This window comes from Herbidospora sakaeratensis (assembly GCF_001570525.1).
Classification (GTDB): Bacteria; Actinomycetota; Actinomycetes; order Streptosporangiales; family Streptosporangiaceae; genus Herbidospora; species Herbidospora sakaeratensis.
In genome coordinates, this window is record NZ_BBXC01000022.1 from 92,896 (window position 1) to 113,546 (window position 20,651).

General features: G+C 71.9%; 19 protein-coding genes. 13 read left to right on the forward strand and 6 right to left on the reverse strand.

The window, feature by feature from the left end:
* Nucleotides 1-14: 14 nt before the first annotated feature.
* The 5 genes from AW271_RS32680 to AW271_RS32700 all read left to right on the forward strand — a co-directional run bounded on the left by AW271_RS32680 (nt 15) and on the right by AW271_RS32700 (nt 3,200).
* Nucleotides 15-647 carry a TetR/AcrR family transcriptional regulator gene (locus AW271_RS32680; RefSeq protein WP_062341461.1) on the forward strand — a complete coding sequence of 211 codons (633 nt, stop codon included), beginning with the start codon at nt 15-17 and terminating at the stop codon, nt 645-647.
* A gap of 39 nt (nt 648-686) precedes the next feature.
* Nucleotides 687-1,064 carry a MerR family transcriptional regulator gene (locus AW271_RS32685; RefSeq protein ID WP_030456635.1) on the forward strand — a complete coding sequence of 126 codons (378 nt, stop codon included), beginning with the start codon at nt 687-689 and terminating at the stop codon, nt 1,062-1,064.
* 74 nt (nt 1,065-1,138) lie between these two features.
* A complete protein-coding gene (locus AW271_RS32690; RefSeq protein ID WP_062341462.1) occupies nt 1,139-2,584 on the forward strand; it encodes a peptidoglycan D,D-transpeptidase FtsI family protein in 1,446 nt (481 codons plus the stop codon).
* Between the two features lie 112 nt (nt 2,585-2,696).
* Nucleotides 2,697-2,888, forward strand: coding sequence for a hypothetical protein (locus AW271_RS40970; protein WP_062341463.1), 192 nt, complete (start codon nt 2,697-2,699; stop codon nt 2,886-2,888).
* Nucleotides 2,889-2,951: 63 nt separating this feature from the next.
* Complete coding sequence (locus AW271_RS32700) at nt 2,952-3,200, forward strand: hypothetical protein (protein WP_062341464.1); 249 nt, start codon at nt 2,952-2,954, stop codon at nt 3,198-3,200.
* A gap of 254 nt (nt 3,201-3,454) precedes the next feature.
* On the opposite strand, the gene AW271_RS40310 is transcribed toward AW271_RS32700, so the two are convergent.
* The 3 genes from AW271_RS40310 to AW271_RS32705 form a co-directional block, all read right to left on the reverse strand.
* The gene (locus tag AW271_RS40310) at nt 3,455-3,739 is read right to left on the reverse strand and encodes a hypothetical protein (protein WP_157554869.1); all 285 of its coding nucleotides are present in this window, start codon (nt 3,737-3,739) and stop codon (nt 3,455-3,457) included.
* A 721-nt stretch (nt 3,740-4,460) separates the two neighbouring features.
* Nucleotides 4,461-4,688 carry a hypothetical protein gene (locus tag AW271_RS41725; RefSeq protein WP_218008239.1) on the reverse strand — a complete coding sequence of 76 codons (228 nt, stop codon included), beginning with the start codon at nt 4,686-4,688 and terminating at the stop codon, nt 4,461-4,463.
* Between the two features lie 137 nt (nt 4,689-4,825).
* Nucleotides 4,826-6,727: an ABC transporter ATP-binding protein gene (locus tag AW271_RS32705; protein ID WP_062341532.1), complete on the reverse strand. Its 1,902-nt coding sequence runs from the start codon at nt 6,725-6,727 to the stop codon at nt 4,826-4,828.
* A 151-nt stretch (nt 6,728-6,878) separates the two neighbouring features.
* Between AW271_RS32705 and AW271_RS32710 the strand changes: the two genes are divergently transcribed.
* The 4 genes from AW271_RS32710 (at nt 6,879) to AW271_RS32725 (ending at nt 12,980) form a co-directional block, all read left to right on the forward strand.
* On the forward strand, nt 6,879-9,308 hold the full coding sequence (locus tag AW271_RS32710) for an ATP-binding protein (protein WP_062341465.1): 2,430 nt from the start codon (nt 6,879-6,881) through the stop codon (nt 9,306-9,308).
* A 354-nt stretch (nt 9,309-9,662) separates the two neighbouring features.
* Entirely contained in the window at nt 9,663-10,394 is a 732-nt protein-coding gene (locus AW271_RS42990; protein WP_062341466.1) for an AMP-binding protein, read from the forward strand.
* A gap of 84 nt (nt 10,395-10,478) precedes the next feature.
* The gene (locus AW271_RS32720) at nt 10,479-11,750 is read left to right on the forward strand and encodes an ABC transporter substrate-binding protein (protein ID WP_062341467.1); all 1,272 of its coding nucleotides are present in this window, start codon (nt 10,479-10,481) and stop codon (nt 11,748-11,750) included.
* 24 nt (nt 11,751-11,774) lie between these two features.
* On the forward strand, nt 11,775-12,980 hold the full coding sequence (locus AW271_RS32725; RefSeq protein ID WP_062341468.1) for an MFS transporter: 1,206 nt from the start codon (nt 11,775-11,777) through the stop codon (nt 12,978-12,980).
* Here AW271_RS32725 and AW271_RS32730 read toward each other — a convergent pair.
* Complete coding sequence (locus AW271_RS32730) at nt 12,961-13,746, reverse strand: IclR family transcriptional regulator domain-containing protein (protein ID WP_062341469.1); 786 nt, start codon at nt 13,744-13,746, stop codon at nt 12,961-12,963. The two genes, AW271_RS32725 and AW271_RS32730, sit on opposite strands and share 20 nt — an antisense overlap.
* 208 nt (nt 13,747-13,954) lie before the next feature.
* On the opposite strand from AW271_RS32730, the gene AW271_RS32735 reads away from it, so the two are divergent.
* Genes AW271_RS32735 through AW271_RS32750 form a run of 4 tightly spaced genes read left to right on the forward strand, consistent with a single transcriptional unit; the run spans nt 13,955 to nt 19,181 of the window.
* Complete coding sequence (locus tag AW271_RS32735; RefSeq protein WP_245653317.1) at nt 13,955-15,424, forward strand: thiamine pyrophosphate-binding protein; 1,470 nt, start codon at nt 13,955-13,957, stop codon at nt 15,422-15,424.
* An 8-nt stretch (nt 15,425-15,432) separates the two neighbouring features.
* Nucleotides 15,433-16,884 (forward strand): benzaldehyde dehydrogenase, encoded by a 1,452-nt coding sequence (locus AW271_RS32740; RefSeq protein WP_062341470.1) that lies wholly within the window; start codon nt 15,433-15,435, stop codon nt 16,882-16,884.
* 23 nt (nt 16,885-16,907) lie between these two features.
* On the forward strand, nt 16,908-18,068 hold the full coding sequence (locus tag AW271_RS32745) for a CynX/NimT family MFS transporter (protein WP_062341471.1): 1,161 nt from the start codon (nt 16,908-16,910) through the stop codon (nt 18,066-18,068).
* Nucleotides 18,069-18,098: 30 nt separating this feature from the next.
* Nucleotides 18,099-19,181 carry a glycerophosphodiester phosphodiesterase gene (locus AW271_RS32750; protein ID WP_083977577.1) on the forward strand — a complete coding sequence of 361 codons (1,083 nt, stop codon included), beginning with the start codon at nt 18,099-18,101 and terminating at the stop codon, nt 19,179-19,181.
* Nucleotide 19,182: 1 nt separating this feature from the next.
* Here the strand turns inward: AW271_RS32750 and AW271_RS32755 are convergent, their stop codons facing one another.
* Complete coding sequence (locus tag AW271_RS32755) at nt 19,183-19,722, reverse strand: cysteine dioxygenase (RefSeq protein ID WP_062341472.1); 540 nt, start codon at nt 19,720-19,722, stop codon at nt 19,183-19,185.
* A complete protein-coding gene (locus tag AW271_RS32760; RefSeq protein ID WP_062341473.1) occupies nt 19,719-20,603 on the reverse strand; it encodes an amidohydrolase family protein in 885 nt (294 codons plus the stop codon). The genes AW271_RS32755 and AW271_RS32760 overlap by 4 nt, the downstream gene beginning before the upstream one ends.
* Nucleotides 20,604-20,651 lie beyond the last annotated feature (48 nt).

Genomic DNA, 20,651 nt, shown 5'->3' on the forward strand with positions numbered 1-20,651 from the left:
GAGAAAATGGGGTCATGACAAACACCGCCACCGGCACCCTGCGCCGCAAACCCGCCCAGCGCAGGAGCGCCGAGAGGGTGGAGCGCATGCTCGACGAGTGCGCCCTGCTGCTCGACGAGGTGGGTTACGAGGGCCTGACCACCAAAGAGGTCGCCCGCCGGGCCGAGGTCCCCATCGGCACCTTCTACCAGTTCTTCCCCGACAAGCAGGGGCTGGTCCGCGCGCTGGCCTACCGCAACCTCGAGGCCTACCTGGCCCGGATCACCACCACCCTCGCGCACACGACTATCAACGACTGGACCGAGGCGACCGACCTCGTCATCGACGAGTTCGTGTGGATGAAGCGGTCGACGCCCGGCTTCAGCGTCTTCGACTTCGGCCTCGCGCTGGCCGAGCCGGGCTCCTCCCGGATGCTCGACGAGGCGCTGGAGGACAACCTCGTCGTCGCCGACCGGCTGCGCGGCCTGCTGATCGACCTCATCGGGGTGCCCGCCGGCGAGGTGGAGGCGCGCGCGTTCGTGGTGGCCGTCGAGGCCGCCGACGCCGTGCTCAAGCTGGCCTTCCGGGCCTGCCCCGACGGCGACCCCGACCTGATCGCCGAGTGCAAGCGGCTGGTCCGCCGCTACCTGTCCGACCACCTCGGCTAGCTTGACCTGGAGCCGACTCCAGGTGTGATGATGCCGTGCATGGCCGTATACACACCCGGACAGGTCGTCGAGGAGACGGGGTTCAGCCTCGACACGCTCAGGTACTACGAACGGATCGGGCTCCTCGGCAACGTCGGCCGCAACTCGGCAGGTCAGCGCCGGTTCACCGACGGCGACGTCGGCTGGCTCGGCATGATCCGCTGCCTGCGCGACACCGGCATGCCGATCGCCGAGATGTTGCGGTTCGCCGAGCTGACCCGCGCGGGCGACCACACCATCCCCGAGCGCATCCGCCTGCTGGAGGCGCACGACCGCCAGGTCGAGGAACAGGTCGCCGACCTGCGCCACAAGCAGGGCGCGATCCAGCGCAAAATCGACTACTACAAGGACCACGTGATCGTCCCCGAAGCGATCTAGTTCCCCGCTTTACCCACCCCCCGCCCCCTCTTTCCGGTCCGGCTGTTAGACCGGACTCCAAAGGAGGGGGCGACATGGCGGGTCCGCGCGCCGGGCGCATGAACGTGCCGCTGCGCGGTGTCGCGGCGGTGTCCGGTCTGATGTTGTTCGCACTGCTCGGCAACGTCACCTACCTCCAGGCGTTCCGGTACGACGCCCTGACGGCCGACCCGCGCAACAACCGGACCATGATCCTGCGGTTCGACGAACCCCGGGGCGAGGTGCGCCTGCGCGACGGCACCGTGGTCGCGGCCAGCGAACGCGTCACCGACCAGCGGTTCGGCTACCGCCGCGTCTACCCGCACGGCCCCCTCTACGCCGCCGTCACCGGCTACGCCTCCCTCTACCGGACCACCGGCATCGAGGGCGCCGAAGACGGCTCCCTGACCGGTGAGGATCCCCGGGTCCGGGTGCGCGCGCTGCTCAAGGACATCGACCGCGGCGCGACCGTGACGCTCACGCTCGACCCGCGCGCCCAGAAGGCCGCCCACGACGGCCTGGCCGCCACGGGCGACCGCGGCGCGGTGGTCGCCCTCGACCCCCGCACGGGCGCGATCCTCGCCATGGTCTCGCTGCCCTCCTACGACCCCAACCGGTTCGCCACCTTCTCGGCGGAGGAACTGGCGGCGTACGACCGCGAACTGCAACGGGACCCCGCGCGGCCGCTGCTGAACCGCGCGATCGGGGAGAACTACCCGCCCGGCTCGACCTTCAAGGTGATCACCGCGGCGGCGGCCCTCGCGTCGGGCGACTACGACCCCGAGACCGAGGTGCGGGCCCCCGCCCGGCTGAAGCTGCCCGGCACCCAGACGTGGTTGCGCAACTCCGGCGGCGCGGAGTGCGGCGACGGCACCCCCGCGCTCCTGGACGCCTTCGTCATGTCGTGCAACACCGCCTTCGCCGACCTCGGCCTGGAACTCGGCGAGCAGGAACTGAGCCGCTGGGCGGCCGCCTTCGGCTTCGGCGACGCCGGCCTGACGGTCCCGCTGGCCGTCGCCGCGAGCGTCTACCCGACCGGCCTCGACCGCGCCCAGACCGCGATGAGCGCCATCGGCCAGTACGACGACCGCGCCACCCCGCTGAGCATCGCGATGATCTCGGCGGCGGTGGCCAACGGCGGCAGCCTGATGCGCCCCTACCTGGTCGACGAGGTGCGCCTGCGCGACGGCACGATCGTGCGCTCGGCCGACCCCGCCGAGTACCGCGACGCGATGCCGGCCGCCGTGGCCGACCGGCTGACCGAGATGATGGTCGCCGTCACCGGCCCCGGCGGCACCGGCACGGCCGCCGCGATCCCGGGCGTGAAGGTCGCGGCCAAGACCGGCACCGCCGAGAACGAGGGCACCGACCACGCGATCTTCACGGCCTTCGCGCCCGCCGACGACCCGGTGGTGGCCGTCGGGGTGCTGGTCGAACACGGCGGCTTCGGCGGCCGGGTGGCCGCCCCCATCGCCAGGGCGGTCATCCGCGCCCTGCTGTAGGGTCCGCGCCGCTCGTGCGCGCCGGCCAGGAGGTCGACGCGTCTCGCCGCCCCGGCGCGGCTCGCAATCCATAGAGATCGGCGTAGATGCCCTGGCGGTCGATGAGTTCGTCGTGGGTGCCCTGCTCGACGACCAGGCCGTGGTCCAGGACGTAGACGCGGTCGGCGTAGCGGACGCCGGCCAGGCGGTGGGTGATGAGGAGGACGGCCCGGTCGTCGGCGTGCTGGCGGATGGGCCGGCCAGCAGTTCGCTGACGATCCACTTGTGCCGGTGGACCGGCAGCAGCGACAACATCGTCGTGTAGCGCGTGCGAGCCGACCGGACTGTGGCCCACGCGTCGGGCAGCACAGGGTGGCGCACACCGAGCATGCTGCTCGCGGCGATCAGACTGATCGTGGCGGTCAGCACGTCGGCGGCCGAGCCGACCACCTCGTCGGAGGAGTTGACGCCGCGGGTGCGGGCCCGCTGGAGGGTGTCGTGGAACTCCGGGTCGTCGAACCTGATCAGGTCGACCCGGGAGGTCAGGCCGTACAGACGCTTCTCGGCGATGCGCAGGACCAGGGGCCGGAGCCGGGCCTGCGCCCATCCGGCACCCGCCTGGAGCAGGGAGCGGTGAGGTCGGCAATGGTGCGCCGCGCCCCTCGATCACCGTCCGGTGGTCGTTCCACCGGACGGCACCGCCCCTGCCGAGCAGGGGCGGTGCCGTCGGAGCGGCCAAGGCGCTCCGGTTGGCTCTGATGCGCCTGGAGGCTTGGGCCTCTCGGTGTTCTCCTACCGAAACTGATCGAATAGGTCTGGGCCCTTTTCAGGGCGGCCAGAATCAATCGGGTTCCGAACCGGGAATATCTCCGTGTTGGCGCCAGGCCACGCTTACAGAATGTCGTAGTACCAGTAATAAAGCTCGTCCACGGGACTGTTGCAGTATACCGTGATGGTTCCGTTTCCCTTACGGCTGCGGCTCCAGTCGTAGTCGGTGTTCATGGGATAGTTCCGGCACCGGATTGTCAGGAGCCAGGTGGTGGTGTTGGCGAGGCCCGTGCACGTTGATCGTCGGCCCGGACGGTTGTAGGTGCTATCCCGAACAAAGCTATGCGTGCAGCTCACCGCCGCTTTTTTGCTGGTGCCCGCCTTGGCGGGGCTCGCCACCGTGGTCATTGCGAACGCGAGAATCGCAGATGCGAGGATGCTGAGCGCTGATCGATGTAGCTTCAATTCAACCTCTGTTCTCGAGTCGGGCTAATGAATGACCGGTCGGCCACGAGGGGAAATTACTAAGACATTTACCTCTTGTCAATCATGATCTGGCTGGTTTTTGCCGCAGCGGCCTTTGTGCGGGCGCGACTAAGTGTTGACGCGGTGTGCGGGACCTGCCTGTTCGGGCAGCAGAAATAAGTCGACGTGAGTCGTGGAATCGGCGAGACGCCTGGGTGCCTCTGGAGGTCCGGCGCGAATCATGGGAGTAAGCGCTGCCGGTGAGGCCGAATTCACAAGAAGGCGCAAATGCGGGAGCTTCCCTTCCCTGTCGTACTTCTTACTCTGACGTCTTGCATTCTGCTGAAGAAGATGCCTGGCAAGATCAGAACGTTCAGGGCTGCGTGGGAGGGGTGTGACGCCCAGTCCCAGGGCAAGCGAGCAAATTCGGGATCAATCTACCCAAATAACATCTGTTTGCCAACGCCGCAACCAGAGGTTGATCTTCCGAAAAGTCGTTGGTAAGCGGGCAGGGCCCAGAACCGTGGACTCGATCATCTAGACCGTGAACCTGCCGCGCCGCCACTGCCAGTGGCGGCCGGCGCGCAGGTGATCCGTGGCGGCGCGCTGCAAAACGGTATCGCGCTGCAAAACGGTATTGCGGGCAGGGCGTCGAGCGGTGTGGTCAGCGAGCGGAACACGAATCGGAGTTCCTCGACGCCTCGTAGGGCTCCAACTGGAACATGCGCTGGAACCTGGCGATGTTGGAGCTTTCCGGCAGGTATTCGGCCAGTTGCGGGTCGAGCGGCCACGAGCCGCAGGCGAAATGTGTGGAGTGCTCGGCGGCCAGGCGGCGGCCCGATCGCCCGCGCGGTGACGCGGGCGCTGCTGTGGCGGTCCGCGCCGCCGACATGCGCCGATCGGGTGGGTCGACGCCTCTCGCCGCCCCGGCGCCGAAGCAGGGCACTGGTTCCCGAGCCAGGGCGGGTGCCTGGCCCGGGCCGGTGGGTGCGTCAGACGCAAGCGCGCCGGACCTGGGCGCGATGAACCTTATGCCTGGTAGGCGCTGGCCTGGAGGCCGTAGAGGTCGGCGTAGATGCCCTGGCCGTCCATCAGCTCGTCGTGGGTGCCCTCCTCGACGACCAGGCCGTGGTCGAGGACGTAGACGCGGTCGGCGTAGCGGACGCTGGCCAGGCGGTGGGTGATGAGCAGGACGGTGCGCCCGTCGGCGTGCGCGCGGATGCGTTCGAACAGGGCGTGCTCGGCCCGCGCGTCGAGGGCCGCGGTCGGTTCGTCGCAGATGAGCAGCGGGGCGTCGCGGTAGAAGCCCCGCGCCACCGCGATGCGCTGCCACTGGCCGCCCGAAAGCTCCTGGCCGTCCTTGAAGCGGCGGTCGAGGAGGGTGCGGTAACCGTGCGGCAGCTCGCCGATGACCTCGTCGGCCCCGGCGACCCCGGCGGCGCGCACCACGGCCGGTTCGCCCTTGTTCAGGCCCATCGTGATGTTGTGGCGGGCCGACAGCGGCCAGCGCGTGTGGTCCTGGGCGATGACCGCGATGCGGCCCCGCAGTTCGTCGGCGTCGACCGTGGCCAGGTCGGTGTCGTCCCAGCACACCCGGCCCGACTGGGGTGCGTAGAGACCGGCCAGGATCTTGGCGAGGGTGGTCTTGCCGGAGCCGTTCTCGCCGACCAGCGCGACCACCTCGCCGTGGTCGAGGTGGACCGACACGCCCTTGAGGGCCGGGGTGTCCTTGCCGGGATAACTGAAGACCACGTTCTCGGCGGCGATGCGGCCGAAGCGGCGGGGCGGCGCTCCCGTGCCCGCCATGACCGGCGTGGCCTCACCGGCGGCGCAGAAGTCGAGGAAGTCGGTGAAGTAGAGGCCGTTCTCGTAGAGCCGGTTGACGCTGTAGAGGAGGTTCTGCAGGGCGCCCTGGCCCGTGCGGACCGCCAGCACCGCGGTGCCCGCGATGGCGAGCTCCACCTGGCCGCCCGCCAGCAGCAGGCCGAGGGCGACGAACACCAGAGCCGTGCCGACGCCGCCGAGCGCCTGGCCGATGACGCCGGCCACGGCCTGCCGGCGGGCCAGGTCGACCAGGACGTCCTGCTGGGTGCGGGCCACCATGTCGTAGACGCGGAGCAGGAAGCCGCGCATCGTGAACGAGCGCACCTCGGCGGCGGTGTTCCGGTCGGCCAGCAGTTCGCTGACGATCCACTTGCGGCGGTAGACCGGCAGCAGCGACAACATCGTCGTGTAGCGCATGCGGGCCGACCGGACCGTGGCCCACGCGTCGGGCAGCACGGCCAGGAGGAGCAGGGGCAGCAGGACCGGGTGCAGCACTCCGAGCACGCCGCCCGCCGCCACCAGGCCGATGGCGGCGGTCAGCACGTCGACGGCCGAGCCGACCACCTCGTCGGAGGAGTTGACGCCGCTGGTGCGGGCCCGCTGGAGCGTGTCGTGGAACTCCGGGTCGTCGAACCTGATCAGGTCGACCCGGGAGGTCAGGCCGTACAGACGCTTCTCGGCGATGCGCAGGACCTGGGGCTGGAGCCGCGACTGCGCCCAGCCCGCGCCCGCCTGCAGCAGGGCGCGGGTGACGGCGGCGGCGCCGACGAGCAGCAGGGCGGGCAGCGCGTCGCGCACCCGCTCGGGGGTCGGCCCGGCCGCGAACAGCGCCTCCAGCACGCCCGCGGTGGCCAGCAGCCCGAACGCGGTGAAGACGCCGCCGAGCCCGTTGAGGGCGATCGTGGCGGCGGTGTCGCGGGGGCTGGCCTCCCAGGCCATGCGGAACGACTGCACGATGAGGGCGGGGAGCCGCCGCGCCACGGTCAGGAACCCGATGTTGCTCATCAGGTCGTCGTGGTGGTGCCAGTTGGTGGTGGTCAGATCGGAGAAATCCGGAAGGTCATCGCTTTCTGGGGAGTCGTCCCTGTCGATCGGAGTGACGGTCATGCCGTCCAGTGTGCGCTCGCCCACCGACAAAGGGCACCGGGGATGTCAGGGGTCAAAGCGGAATACGATCTGGGCACGTTCCGGAATTGATGCGACACTTCCTGTGACGATCCACCCCCGAAGCTCACGCGAAGGCGACTCCCGAGGGCCGATGACCACTGAGATCTCCCACTCGATCGCCGTCGAGGGCAACCTCCCCCTGGAACCCAACGCGTTCGTGGGACGCGAGCCCGACGTCGAGGAACTCCTGCAACTGATGACGGCCACGCGGGTCGTCACCCTCTGCGGCGTGGGCGGGATCGGGAAGAGCCGGCTCGGCCTGCGGGTCGCCGCCGAGCTCGCCCGCGACCTGCCCGACGGCGCGTGGCTGGTGGAGTTCCCCGAGGGCACCCGGCCCAAGGAGACCATCCGCCGCATCGCGTCGGTGCTGGGCGTCGAGGGGGAGCCGGGGCGCGATCTCGACCTGGCCGTCGCCGAGGTGTTCGCGGGACGCAAGGCGGTGATCCTGCTCGACAACTGCGAGACCGTGGTCGGCGAGTGCGCGCTGCTGACCCGGCGGCTGGCCGAGCACTGCCCCGAGGTGCGGGTGCTGGCCACCAGCCGCGAGCCGCTGCGGGTGCCCGGCGAGACCGTCTGGCGGGTGCCGCCGCTGGCCCTGCCGCCCGACCACAACGCGGGCGCGGCCGTCGTCGGCGGCTACGAGGCGGTCCGCCTGTTCCAGGACCGCGCGGCCTCGGCCCGGCCCGGGTTCACCCTCACCGACGACAACGCGCCCGACGTGTCGCGGCTGTGCCACGCGCTCGACGGCATGCCGCTGGCGCTCGAACTGGCCGCCGGCATGACCCGGGTGCTCTCGATCCCGCAGATCGTGGCCCGGCTCGGCGACCGGTTCCGGTTGTTGTCGGCCGGCGACCGCACCGCGCCGCCCCGGCAGCGCACCCTTCGGGCGACCGTCGACTGGAGCTACGACCTGCTGACCGAGCCCGAGCGGGTGCTGCTGCGCCGGGCCACCGTGTTCCGCTCCGGCTGGACGCTCCCGATGGCCGAGCTCGTCTGCGCGGGCGGCCCGGTCGACGGGCCCGACGTCCTGGGCCACCTGACCGCCCTGGTCGACAAGTCCCTGGTCGTGGTCGACGGCGAACTCGCGGGCGAGGCCCGCTACCGGCTCCTCGACACCATCCGCCAGTACGCCGCCGAGCAGCTCGACGGCCCCGACGAGGAGGCCACCCGGCGGCGGCACCGCGACTTCTTCGTCACGTTCGCGCGCGACTGGGAGATCGCGGTCGACGCGGGGTCGTGGCCGGCGGTGCACCGGCGTACCGAACGGCTCGAACGGCTGCAGAGCGACCTGCGGGCGGCGGTCGAGTGGTCGCTCACCACCGGAGACGCGGCGCCGATGTTGCGGGCCCTGCTCGGGCTGCGGTGGATGCTGCTCGGCAGCGGCCGGTTCCAGGCCGAGCTGACCCGGTGGGCCGACCGGCTGGTGGAGCTCGCGCTGCCCGAGATCGACCCGGCCACCCACGGGCGGGCGCTGGCCTTCACCGCCAACCTGCTGTCGAACACCGCCGACTTCGCCGGGGCGCGGGAGCGGGCTCGGCAGGCCCTCGACCTGTGCCGGCAGGCCGGCGACCGGCTCGGCGAGGGGCAGGCGCTGCTCGTGCTCGCCATCAGCGACGGGTCGCGGCCGGCCGAAGACCGGCTGGAGGAGTCCATCTCGATCGCCCGCGCCATCGGCGAGCGGGTGCTGGAGGCCGAGGGCCACGGCACCCGCGCGTTCCTCGCGCTGGCGCAGGGCCGGCTGCGCGAGGCGCAGCGCTCGGCCGAACGGCTGGTGGTGCTGGCCACCGAGCTCGACAACCACCTGGCGCTGGTCATCGGCCTGTCGGGGCTGGGCCAGACCGCCCGCCGCCGCGGCGACCTGCAGGCCGCCCGCCACCACTTCACCCGGGCGCTGCGCATCGTGCGCACTTTCGACGCCCGGCAGTGGCTCATCTCGTGCCTGGCCGGGCTCGGGTCGGTCGCGCTCGACGCGGGGGACCTGCCCGAGGCGCGCCGCCGGCTGGGCGAGGCGCTGCGGCTCGGCCGCGACGCCGGGTTGCGCATGCAGTCGGCCCGCCGCCTGGAGACCTTCGCCACGCTCTACCTCAAGCAGGGCGACCCGCGCCGGGCCGTGCTGCTGGCCGCCGCCTCCGCCGGGCTGCGCAGCGGACGGCCGGGGGCCCGCGTCGAGGGCGTGCTGACCCCCGCCCGCGACACGCTGGGCGAGCCCGTCGTGGCGGCGTTGTGGGCCGAGGGGCTCGCCCTGCCGTTCGACGCGGCCGTCACCCTCGCCCTGGAGGAGTCGGCCGGCAGCCCGCCGCCCGTCGTCGCGCCCGTGGCGGTCGTGCCGCAGAGCACGCTGACCGCCCGCGAGCGCGAGATCGCCGAGCTGGTCGCCCGGGGTCTGAGCAACCGGGCCATCGCCGACGAGCTCGTCATCAGCCAGGCCACCGTGGCCCGCCACGTCGCCAACATCCTGGCCAAACTCGGTTTCTCCTCGCGCACCCAGGTCGCCACCTGGGTCGTCGAACACGGTGTGTAGACGCCCCGCGGCGTTCCTTCTACACACCCACGTGCGCACATTCGCCGATGTGAGGGCGGCCCGCGCCGATCTACGGTGAATCCGTGGTCGGGGGCGGCGACTCCGTGGCCGCCACCAGGCCCGCGAGGGCGGATGCCTACTGAAGCCGGACGTCAGGGGGGGCATCTGGAAACGGCCGCGTGTCCGTCACGCCGGTCGAGGTCACCTCGGAGGGGTGGAGACCGAGACCGGGGGCACGTGGCCCGCGGGCCCGGGTCGCGCAGGACCCGGGCCCGTCCACGCGCCGGCTTTACACACCCCCCTACACAGTTATGCGGATTCCGGCGCGGGAGCCCGGCCCGTACGGTCACGGACATGGAGTCAGGGGTCACCGGCGCGGTGTTCGGCCGATCCGCGCTGTGGGCCGACCGGCCGGCGCTGATCGATTTCGGCGAAGGCCGGGCCGTCAGCCACGAGACGCTCGCGGCGACGGTCAGGCGGGCTGCCACGGGGCTGGTCAGGAGGGGGACCCGCCCCGGGCAGACCGCCGCCGTCTGCACCGACGGCGTGAGCGGGCATCTGACCGCCGTCTTCGCGATCGTCGCGGCCGGCGGGGTGGCGCTGCCGCTGGGCGTGCCCGACCCGGCCGAGCTGCTCGCCCACGACGTGCGGCTGATGTTCACCGGCGAGAGCCGGGCCGCCGAGGCGGTCTCGGCGGCGGAGGCGTCGCGGGTGCGGCAGGTCGTCTCGTTCGGCGGCGGGCCCGGCCGGGAACACGGCGCGACCGAGTTCGAGGTGCTGCTGGGGCTCGACCCGCTGCCGCTGCCGGTCGCCGCCGCGCGCGACCCGGCGGTCGTCGCGGAGGAGGGCGAGCTCAGCCACGACGGGTTCACCGAGGCGATGGCGCTGCTCGACGGGCACGTCAGCCTCGACGAACACGACGTCGTGCTGGTCGACTGGCCGCCGTCGGGGTCGGCCGACCTGGCGGTGCTGGGCGGGCTGGCGTTCGCGAAGGGGGCGGTGCTGGTGACGGGCGGCGGGCGGGAGCTGGGGGTGACGGTGGCGGCCGTGGTGGAGTGCGGCAAACGGGGGCTGCGTCGCATATAGAGGCGTATATAGAACCGTTGCTTGACGGGGCACCTTCGGTGGTGGGTTGATGGGCTGCCATTTCACACCCGGAGGTCGGCCGCGATGAGGCGACGATGGACCGCGGTCGCCGCGGCGCTGCTGGTATTGGTGACGTCGTGCTCGGGCGAGGCGGCGGAGACCCCCGAGCCCTCGGCCAAGCAGCGCGTCGAGGTGTTCTCGTGGTGGACGGGCCCCGGTGAGGGCCCCGGCCTGATGGCGATGCGCAAGCTGTTCGAGCAGCAGAACCCCGGCTACACGTTCGTCGACGCGGCCGTCGAGGGCGGGTCGGGCGACCAGGCCCGCGCCCTGTTAGCCAGCAAGCTCCAGGCCAACCAGCCCCCCGACACCTTCCAGGGTCACGCGGGCGCGGAACTCCAGGGCTACATCACCGCCGGCAAGCTCGAACCCCTCAATTTCCTGTACGACGAACTGAAGCTGCGCGACGCCTTCCCGCCCCAGCTCGTCGAGCAGATCTCCGTCCACGGCGAGATCTACTCCGTCCCGGTGAACATCCACCGCTCGAACGTCCTGTGGTTCAACCCCCGCGTGCTCAAGGCCGCCGGGGTGAGCGGCGCCCCGCGCACCCTCCCGCAGTTCCTCGACGCGCTCGGCAAGGTCCGCGACGCCGGGCGGATCCCGCTGGCCATCGGGCCGCAGTGGACGGTCGTCCACCTCTTCGAGTCGGTGCTGCTGGGGTCGCTCGGGACGCGGGCGTACAACAAGTTGTGGACCGCCGACGCCGACTGGAGCAGCGCGGCGATGAAGAAGGCGCTGACCGACTTCGCGGCGATCCTCTCGATGACCGGGCCGCCGCAGACCGACTGGCAGCCGGCCGCCAAGCAGGTGGCCGACGGCGAGGCCGCCTTCACCGTCATGGGCGACTGGGCCTACGCCTACTTCCACAACAAGCCCGACACCGGGCTCGGCAAGACCTCGAAGACCGACTTCGACTGGGCCGCCTCGCCGGGCACCGAGGGCACCTTCATGTGGCTCTCCGACAGCTTCACGCTGCCGCGCGGCGCCCCCAACCGCGCGGGCGCGCTGGCCTGGCTCAAGGTGGCCGCCAGCAAGGCCGGGCAGGACACCTTCAACCCGATCAAGGGCTCGATCCCGGCCCGCCGCGACGCCGACACCTCCCTCTACCGGAACTACCTGGAGTGGAGCCTGAGCGAGTGGGCGCGCGACGAGCTGGCCGGGTCGATCCAGCACGGCGTCGTCGCCAACGACGGCTGGCGCGCGGCCATCAACGACGCGGTCGGCATCTTCATGGAGAACCCGGACGTCGCGGAGTTGCAGCGGGCCTTGGTGCTGGCGGCGAAAAACAGTGGCCAATAGACCGGTTTGTCATAACATCGCCCGGTGAGTGTGGTTGACGACCGGGGCGCGACCTTCGGTGAACTGTTCCGGATCGGCGAGTTCCGCGCGCTGTTCGGCAGCCAGCTGCTGCTGACGCTGAGCGAGTCGGTCAAGATGCTGGCCTTCTCCGTCATCGTCTACGACCGCACCGAGTCGGCCGGGCTCTCGGCCATCTCGTGGATGATCGGCTTCCTGCCGATGATGCTCGGCGGCCTCTTCCTGTCGTCGGTGGCCGACCGCGTCCGGCCCCGGGTGCTGATGGTCACCGGGGAGCTCACCCGGGTCGTGGTCTGCCTGGTCCTGGCGTTCGCCGGGCTGCCGGTGTGGGCGATGTTCGCGGTCGTGCTGGTCACCGGCGTGCCCACCGCCGTCTTCATGGCGGCCCGCAACGCGGTGCTGCCCGACATCCTCGACGGCGACCGGTTCGTGCTCGGGCGGGCCCTGTTCACCATGACGGGAGCCGGGGCGCAGATCGCCGGGCTCGCGGTCGGCGGGGCGATGCTCGCGCTGACCGGGCCCGAGGGGGCGCTGCTGATCACCGCCGGGCTCTCGCTGGCCGCCGTGCCGCTCATCAGGTTCGGCATCGCCAACCGGCCGGCCCGCGTGGTCGCCGACGGCGACGGCGCGATCCGCGCCACGCTGCGCGGCAACTGGGAGCTGCTGACCGACCGGACCGTGCGGGGGCTGCTGCTGGCGGGGTGGTTGCCGCTGATGTTCATGGTCGGCTCCGAGGCCGTCTTCATCCCCTATCTGACCGAGATGGGGCAGGCCGGGGCGGCCGGGTTCGTGCTGGCCGCGACGGCGGCCGGGATGGGCTTCGGGGAGTTCGTCGTCGGCCGGTTCGTGTCGCCGGCGAACCGGGCCCGGCTCGGATTGCCGCTGGTCGCGCTGATGGGGGTGCCGCTCATCGGGTTCGTGACCGCGCCGGGGCCGTGGTGGGCCGGGATCCTGGCGTTCCTGGCGGGCAACGGGCTGGCCTACCAGCTGATGTTGCAGCGGCCCTTCGTCGACGCGGTGCCCGAGGAGCGGCGCGGGCTGGCGTTCGGTTTGCAGGGGTCGGGGATGATGACCGTCCAGGGGCTCGGCGGCGTGGTGGCCGGGGGCCTGGCCGAACTGGTCGCCGTGCACCACGCCATCGCCGTCTGCGGCGGGCTGGTGCTGGTGGCGGGTGCGGTGTTGTGGCGGCCGCTCACCCCGTCTCGGGGGTAGGCCGGCGCTGGGTCGCGTGCAGGTCGGTCTCGATCCTGGCCACGCCGGCCCGGAGCGGGGGCAGCAGGTCGCGCCGGGCCGACTCCAGAGACGTGCGGCTGGCGTGCGACGACAGGTTGACGGCCGCGACGACCCGGCCGGCCCGGTCGCGGACGGGCACCGCGATCGACCGCAGGCCGTCTTCGAGCTCCTGGTCGACCAGGGCGTAGCCGTTGGCGCGCACCTCGGCCAGCACCGCGCGCAGGTCCTCCTCCGACGTGAGGGTGCGGTCGGTCATCTGGACCAGGTCGGCCTTGGCGAAGTAGGCGTCGAGGTCGCAGGGGGACAACCCGGCGAGCAGGACGCGGCCCATCGACGTGCAGTGGGCCGGGAAGCGGGTGCCGATCGCGATGGTGACCCGCATGATGCGGGTGGTGGGCACCCGGGCGACGTAGATGATGTCGGTGTCGTCGAGCACCGAGACCGACGCCGACTCGTGCACCTCGCCGACGAGCTGTTCGAGGTGGGGGAAGGCGACGTCGGGCAGCGACAGGTTCGACAGGTAGGCGTAGCCGAGTTCGAGCACCCGGGGCGACAACGAGAACAGCCGGCCGTCGGTGCGGACGTAGCCGAGGTCGACCAGCGTGAGCAGGAACCGGCGGGCCGCCGCCCGCGTGAGCTCGGTCTTCCTGGCCACCTCGCTCAGCGTCAGCTCGGGAGAGGACCCGTCGAACGCGCGGATGACCGCCAGGCCGCGCGCCAGCGACTGCACGAATTCCTCAGCCATAGTCCGGCACTCTAGCGCCTCGTATCGTTCCCATAACGAACCATTGTTCTCTATGCGAACAATGTGCCATCGTTCGCCAGGAGAACCATCGTTCGGATGACGAACTTCGCCCCAGTGGGAGCCGTGCGTATCCCAGATGGACGGCCCTTCAGCGGGCGCGGATCCGAGCCGACTGGAGGACCTGACTCTGAACAGATCACCCCATGGTGTGCGTGAAGAGGTCGTCGCGTTGCTCAGGGAGACCGGCCTGACCACGGTCTTCGCCGCGCACGCCGCCGCCGGGGCGTCGCTCCTGGCGGGCCGGCCGCCTGAGCTGCGGCCGGTGCTGGCCCTGCACGAGAGCGCGGTGGTCGGCATGGCCACCGGCTGGGCCGTCGCCCGCGACGCCCCCGCGCTGGTGCTGCTGCACACCGCGACGGGGCTCGGCAACGCGGTCGGCGCGCTGGCCACCGCACGGGCCAACCGCGCGCCGCTGGTCGTGCTGGTCGGCCGGCCGGGCCGCCGCCACCTGGTCGACGAGCCGTTCCTCACCGGCGACCACGCCGTGTGGGTGAGCACCCCGGCGCGGGCGCAGGACGTGCCGGGCGCCATCGCGCGGGCCCGCCACGAGGCGGTGACCGGGCGCGGCCCCGCGCTGGTCGTCGTGCCCGAGGACGACTGGGACGCGCCCGGCTCCGGCCTCGGGATCCCGGCCCCGCGGCAGGTGGTCAGGACCAGGGCGGTGGGCGACGGAGAGCTCGCCCCGGTGGCCGAACTCCTCGACGACGCCCGGTCGCCCGCGCTGGTGACGGGCACGGGCGCCGACTCCCCGGCGGCCTGGGCGGGGCTGGTCGCGCTGGCCGAACGGCTCGGGTCGCCGGTGTTCCAGGAGCCGTCCGGCGCGCGCGCCGGGTTCCCGCAGGACCACCGGCTGTTCGCCGGGGTGCTCCCGGCCGACCGCCGGTCGCTGGGCCGTGCGCTCGGCGGCCACGATGTGGTCCTGGTGGTGGGGGCGGCGGCGTTCCGCCAGCACCCCTACCGGGAGGGGTCGTCGACCCCGCCGGGCACCACCGTCGCGGTCATCTCCGACGACGCCGCCGAACTGCACCGCAGCTCGGCCGAGGTCGCGCTGCGGGCCGATCCGGGGGTGGCCGCCCGGCGGCTGGCCGAGCTGGTGCGGCCGCGCGACTCCCGCGCGGTCGACAGGGTCGTCCCGGAGCCCGGCGAGGGGTTCCGGGCCGCCCACGTGCTGGCCGCGCTGGCCGAACGGCTGCCCCCGGAGACGGTCGTGGTCGAGGAGACCCCCTCGTCGCGGCCCGACCTGCACCGGCTGCTGCCGGCCCGCCGCCCGCTCGGGCTGGTCTCGGCCGCGACCGGCGGGCCGGGGTTCGCGCTCCCGGCTGCGGCCGGGTTGCGGATGGCGCTGCCGGCCCGTCCGGTGGTGGCGGTCGTCGGCGACGGGTCGGCCATGTACGGCGTCCAGGCCCTCTGGAGCGCCGCCCACTACGGCGTCGGGGCGCTGTTCGTGGTGCTCTCGGACTTTCCCGGGATCAGCCTCGCGGGCCTGGCGCGGGCCCAGGGGTGCGCCGCCGTCGAGATCGGCGACCGGACCACCCTCGTCGACACCCTTGACGCGGTCATCCCGACCCTGACAGAACGGTCAGAACCCCTTCTTCTCGACATAGCAGTCACTCCGTAGGAGGTCTCATGTCCCTGCTGGACCCCAAACTCTGGACCGGCCGGATCTTCAGCGACGGCTGGGTCGCCTCGCAGGCGGGTGACGCGGCCGTGGTCGAGCCCGCCACCGGCGGCGAACTCGGCCGCATCGGCGTCGCCGGGGCCGACGACGTGCGGGCCGCCACCCGCCGGGCCGCCGAGGCGCAGAAGGAGTGGGCGGCGACCAACTTCGAGGAGCGCGCCGCCGTGCTCCGCCGCGCGGGCGCCCTCTTCGAGCAGTACGCCGACGAGATCCACCAGTGGATCATCCGGGAGACCGGATCCGTACCGCCGAAAGCCGGCCTGGAGACCCACGTCGCCGCGCAGGAGTGCTTCGAGGCGGCCGCGCTGGCCTCCGGGACGACCGGGGAGATCCTGCCGACCAACCGCAAGCGGCTCAGCCTGGCCCGGCGCATCCCGGTCGGGGTGGTCGGCGTGATCGCGCCCTTCAACGTGCCGCTGATCCTGGGCATCCGGTCGGTCGCGCCCGCGCTGGCGCTGGGCAACGCCGTCGTGCTGAAGCCCGACCCCCGGACCGCCGTCTCCGGCGGCGTGGTGATCGCCCGGGTGCTGGAGGAGGCCGGGCTGCCCGAAGGGCTGCTGCACGTGCTGCCCGGCGGGCCCGAGGCGGGGGAGGCGCTGGTCGCCGACCCGCTGGTGCCGGTCATCTCGTTCACCGGCTCGACCGCCGCCGGGCGCAGGGTCGGCGAGGCGTGCGGACGCCTGCTCAAGCGCGCCCACCTGGAGCTCGGCGGGAACTCGGCGCTGGTCGTGCTCGACGACGCCGACCTCGACCTGGCCGCCGCGGCCGGGGCGTGGGGCTCGTTCCTGCACCAGGGCCAGATCTGCATGACCACCGGCCGCCACCTCGTGCACGCCTCGCTGGCCGACGAGTACGTCGAGCGCCTCGCCGCCAAGGCCGACCACCTGCCCGTGGGCGACCCGGCCACCCAGCAGGTCGCCCTCGGGCCGCTGATCTCGGCGGGCCAGCGCGACAAGGTGCACGCCCTGGTCACCGGCAGCGTCGAGGCGGGCGCGCGGCTGGCGGCGGGCGGCACGTACGAGGACCTGTTCTACCGCCCAACGGTGCTGGCCGGGGCGGGGCCCGCGTACGACAACGAGGTGTTCGGGCCGGTCGCCCCCGTCATGCCCTTCCACACGATCGAGGAGGCGGTGGCCCTGGCGGGCGACAGCGAGTACGGCCTGTCGCTCGGCATCCTCACCCGGGACGTCATGAAGGCGATGCACCTGGCCGAGCAGATCCCGACCGGGATCGTGCACATCAACGACCAGACCGTCGACGACGAGGCGGTCGCGCCCTTCGGCGGGCTGGGCGCCTCGGGCACCGGATCGAGGTTCGGCGGACCCCGCGCGAACGCCGACGCGTTCACCCACACCCAGTGGGTGACCGTCCAGGGTGACATCGCCGTATATCCGTTTTGACCGATCTTGTAGGTTCGGGGGTCATGAGAAAGAACGGCTGGTTGTTGCTGGTCGCCGGGTTCGTCCTGGCCGCCCTCAACCTGCGACCGGCGCTCGCCGGAGTCTCGCCGCTTCTGGGCGAGATCATGTCCGACCTGTCCCTATCCCCCGCCGCGGCCGGGGCCATCACCACCGTCATGTTGTTGTGCCTCGGCCTGCTGGGCCCGCTGGGCCCGATCCTGTCCTCCCGCCTCGGTCTCGACCGCACCCTGATGGCGGGCATGCTGCTGCTGATCGCCGGAGTCGTGATCCGCAGCTCCGGCGGCGTGGTCACGCTCTACCTGGGCGCGGCGATGGCCGGCACCGCCATCGCGTTCATGAACGTGATCATGCCCGGCCTGGTCAAGCAGCACTTCCCCGACCGGGTGGGGCTGTTCACCGGCCTCTACGTCACCAGCCTGGTCAGCGGCGCCGCCCTCGGCTCGGCCGTGATGGTGCCGCTGGCCCAGGAGATGGGCTGGCGCTGGGCCGCCGCCACGACGGCGGTCTTCGCCCTGGTCTCGGCGATCGTCTGGTTGCCGCAGGTGCTGAAGCCCCCGACCCCGCCCCCTCCGCAGGCGCCGCGCCCCTTCCGCGCGCTGATGCGGCGGCGGGTGACCTGGTACGTCGCGACGTACATGGGCGTGCAGTCGATGACCTTCTACATCATGCTCGCCTGGTTGCCGACGATCTTCCAGGACGCCGGGCTCAGCGCCGACGACGCCGGATACCTCCTGGGCCTCACCAACCTGGCCCAGATCGCCGCCACCCTGACCGTGCCGATTCACGCGGGGAAGGCGAAATCGCAGGTACCGCACGTCGTCTGGGCGGCCGTGATCACCATCGTCGGATACGTCGGGGTGCTGTTCTGGCCGACCACCGTCCCGTGGTTGTGGATGATCGTGCTCGGCCTCGGCCAGGGCGCGTCGATCGCGCTCGCGCTGCTGATCATCACGCTGCGCGCCCCCGACCCCCGTTCGGTCACCGCCCTGTCGGCCGTCGCCCAGTCGACCGGCTACACCCTGGCCGCCATCGGCCCGGTCGTGATCGGCGCCATCTACCAGGTCAGCGGGAACTGGACGGTTCCCCTGGTCGTGGGGCTCGGCGTCTGCGGGGTGCAATTGGTGTTGGGTTATCTCGCCGCACGTCAACCGCACGGCACCTGATCTTCACCTCACCCCTTTACCGTCCGGCCCATGAGTCTCACGCGCAGAGGCGCGATCACCGTGCTCGCGGCCGGAACGGCCGCCGGCGCCCTGATGGGCACCACCCCCGCGTCCGCCAAGCGCCGCTTCGGCGACGTCACCGTGATCGGTCACCGGGGCGCCAGCGCCGTCCGTCCGGAGCACACCCTGCTCTCGTACGAGGCGGCCATCGCCCTGGGGGCCGACTACATCGAGCCCGACCTCGTCTCCACCAAGGACGGCGTGCTCGTCGCCCGGCACGAGAACGAGATCGGCGGCACCACCGACGTCTCGACCCGCACCGAGTTCGCGGGCCGCCGCACCACCAAGATCATCGACGGCCGCCCGATCACCGGCTGGTTCACCGAGGACTTCACCCTCGCCGAGCTGAAGACCCTGCGGGCCACCGAGCGCATCCCCGACCTGCGGCCGAACAACGCCGCCTTCAACGGCCTGGCCGAGATCCCCACCCTGGAGGAGGTGATCCAGCTGGCGCAGCGTCACGAGGTCGGCATCTACCCGGAGACGAAGCACCCCACGTACTTCGACTCCATCGGCCTCTCCCTGGAGGAGCCGCTGCTCGACGTGCTCTCCCGCTACGGCTGGACCCGCTCCGGCGACCCGGTCATCATCCAGTCGTTCGAGGTCGGCAACCTGAAGGCGCTGCGCCCGAAGACCAAGCTCAAGCTGGCCCAGCTCATCGACGCCGCCGGCAAGCCGTTCGACACCGCGACCCTCACCTACGACCAGATGGTCACCCGCGAGGGCCTGCGCGAGATCCGCGCCTACGCCAACGGCATCGGCGTCAACACCCGCCGGATCCTCCCGGTCGGCCCCGACGGCCGCACCACCGCGCCGACCCGCCTGGTGCACGACGCCCACCGCGAGGACCTGATCGTGCACGCCTGGACGCTGCGCAACGAGAACTCGCAGCTGCCGGTCGACTACCAGTTCGGCAACCCGGCCAACCCGGCGTTTCCGCGCGCGGTCGGCAACGTCATGGGCTTCGCGGCGGCCCTGTTCGAGCAGGAGATCGACGGCATCTTCGCCGACGACCCCTCGATGCCCCGCGCCGTGCTCAGCTCGGACAGGTGACTCAGTCGACAGGCCGCAGCTCGTCGGCGTAGCTCACCGACTGGCGGCGCATCATGCCGTCGTCGCTGATCGAGTACTGACCGAGCCGCCACAGGGGCGGGGAGTAGGCGTGGATCGACACGCTCCCGTGCTCCGCCCCTGTGAGGCGGTGGATGTGGTCGGGGCCGAAGCTGAACGAGGTCCCGGCGCTCACGCTGGTCTCCAGGTGTTCGCCGCCGATGCGCGGGTTGGCCTCCACCAGCGTGCCCCGGACCACGTTGACCGCGCCCGACGAGACGTCGTGGTCGTGCCAGCCCGTGTCGTCCTCGGGCCGCCAGCACAGCAGCCAGACGTCGACGTAGGCGTCGCGGTAGAGCGAGGCGTAGTGGCGGCCGCCGTCCGCGGAACCCTCGAACGACAGGTGCTCCTGCCAGAGCTCCGGCTTGACGGCCAGGTCGTCGACCAGTTCCCGCAGCTCACGCCGGTCGAGCGCGCGTGGTGGCAGCGACTCGAAAGGGGCCGGGGGACAGGTCGCGGGCACCGGGAGGGTGGGCGTGCTCATGAGGACGGCTCCTTTCGTGTCAGCAATCTGGCGGGATTCGCCACGGTGATGGCGTGCCGGGCGGCCGGCCCGAAGTCGAGCACCGGCGCTTCGGCGTAAGGGCGGTCGGACCCGTTGACGATCACGTCGATGCCGAGTTCCCTGATCACCGCGTCGACGGCCCGGGGGCCGTAGGACGAGGTCTCCACGAACACGGCCGGATCGACCTGGCCGCGGCCCGAGCCGCCGCGGGTGATCTGACGTTCGGCGTGCAGCGGCGCGAGGCCGGCCAGCAGCGCGAAACACACGTTGAGCCGAGGGTGCCGGGCCCGGCCGAACGCCTGGAAGGCGTACCAGGCGGCGTGCATCTGCTGCACGTAGGGCACGACGGCCGGCCACCAGGGCGGGGTGCCGGGCGCCGAGGCCGGCCCGGGGTGCACGAACAGCGGGCGCTCGCCCAGGGCGTCGAGCAGCGGGGCGACCCGCGCGAGCCCGTCGGCGTCCTGCACGGCGGTGGCGGGAAGCTGGAGGCCGACCGCTCCGGCGTCGAGCGCCTCGGTCAGTTTCGGCACGGAGACGTCGGTGACCGGCGCGGACGCCCAGAAGCCGAAGGGCTCGGGGAGGGCCGCCGCGCCCTCGTGGAAGGCGTCGATGAGCGGCCACGCCTCGTCGGGCGGGAGGTGCTCGATGCCCAGCGGGCTCGACAACGAGACGAGCGCGAGATCGAGCGTGGCGTTGAGCTTGGCCCGGGCGGCGGGGTCGTGGTCGGCCGGGTTCACCTCGTAGGCCGGTTCGCCGTCGAGCAGCAGGGTCCAGCCGTCGAGGCGGGGGTTGGCGGTCCGTGATCGCAGCGCGTCGAGGAAAGGCGCAGGCCAGAGGTGCTGGTGCACGTCCACAGCCATCTCCGCCTCCTCCAACCCGAATTCCCTACTAATAATACAGGTATATCG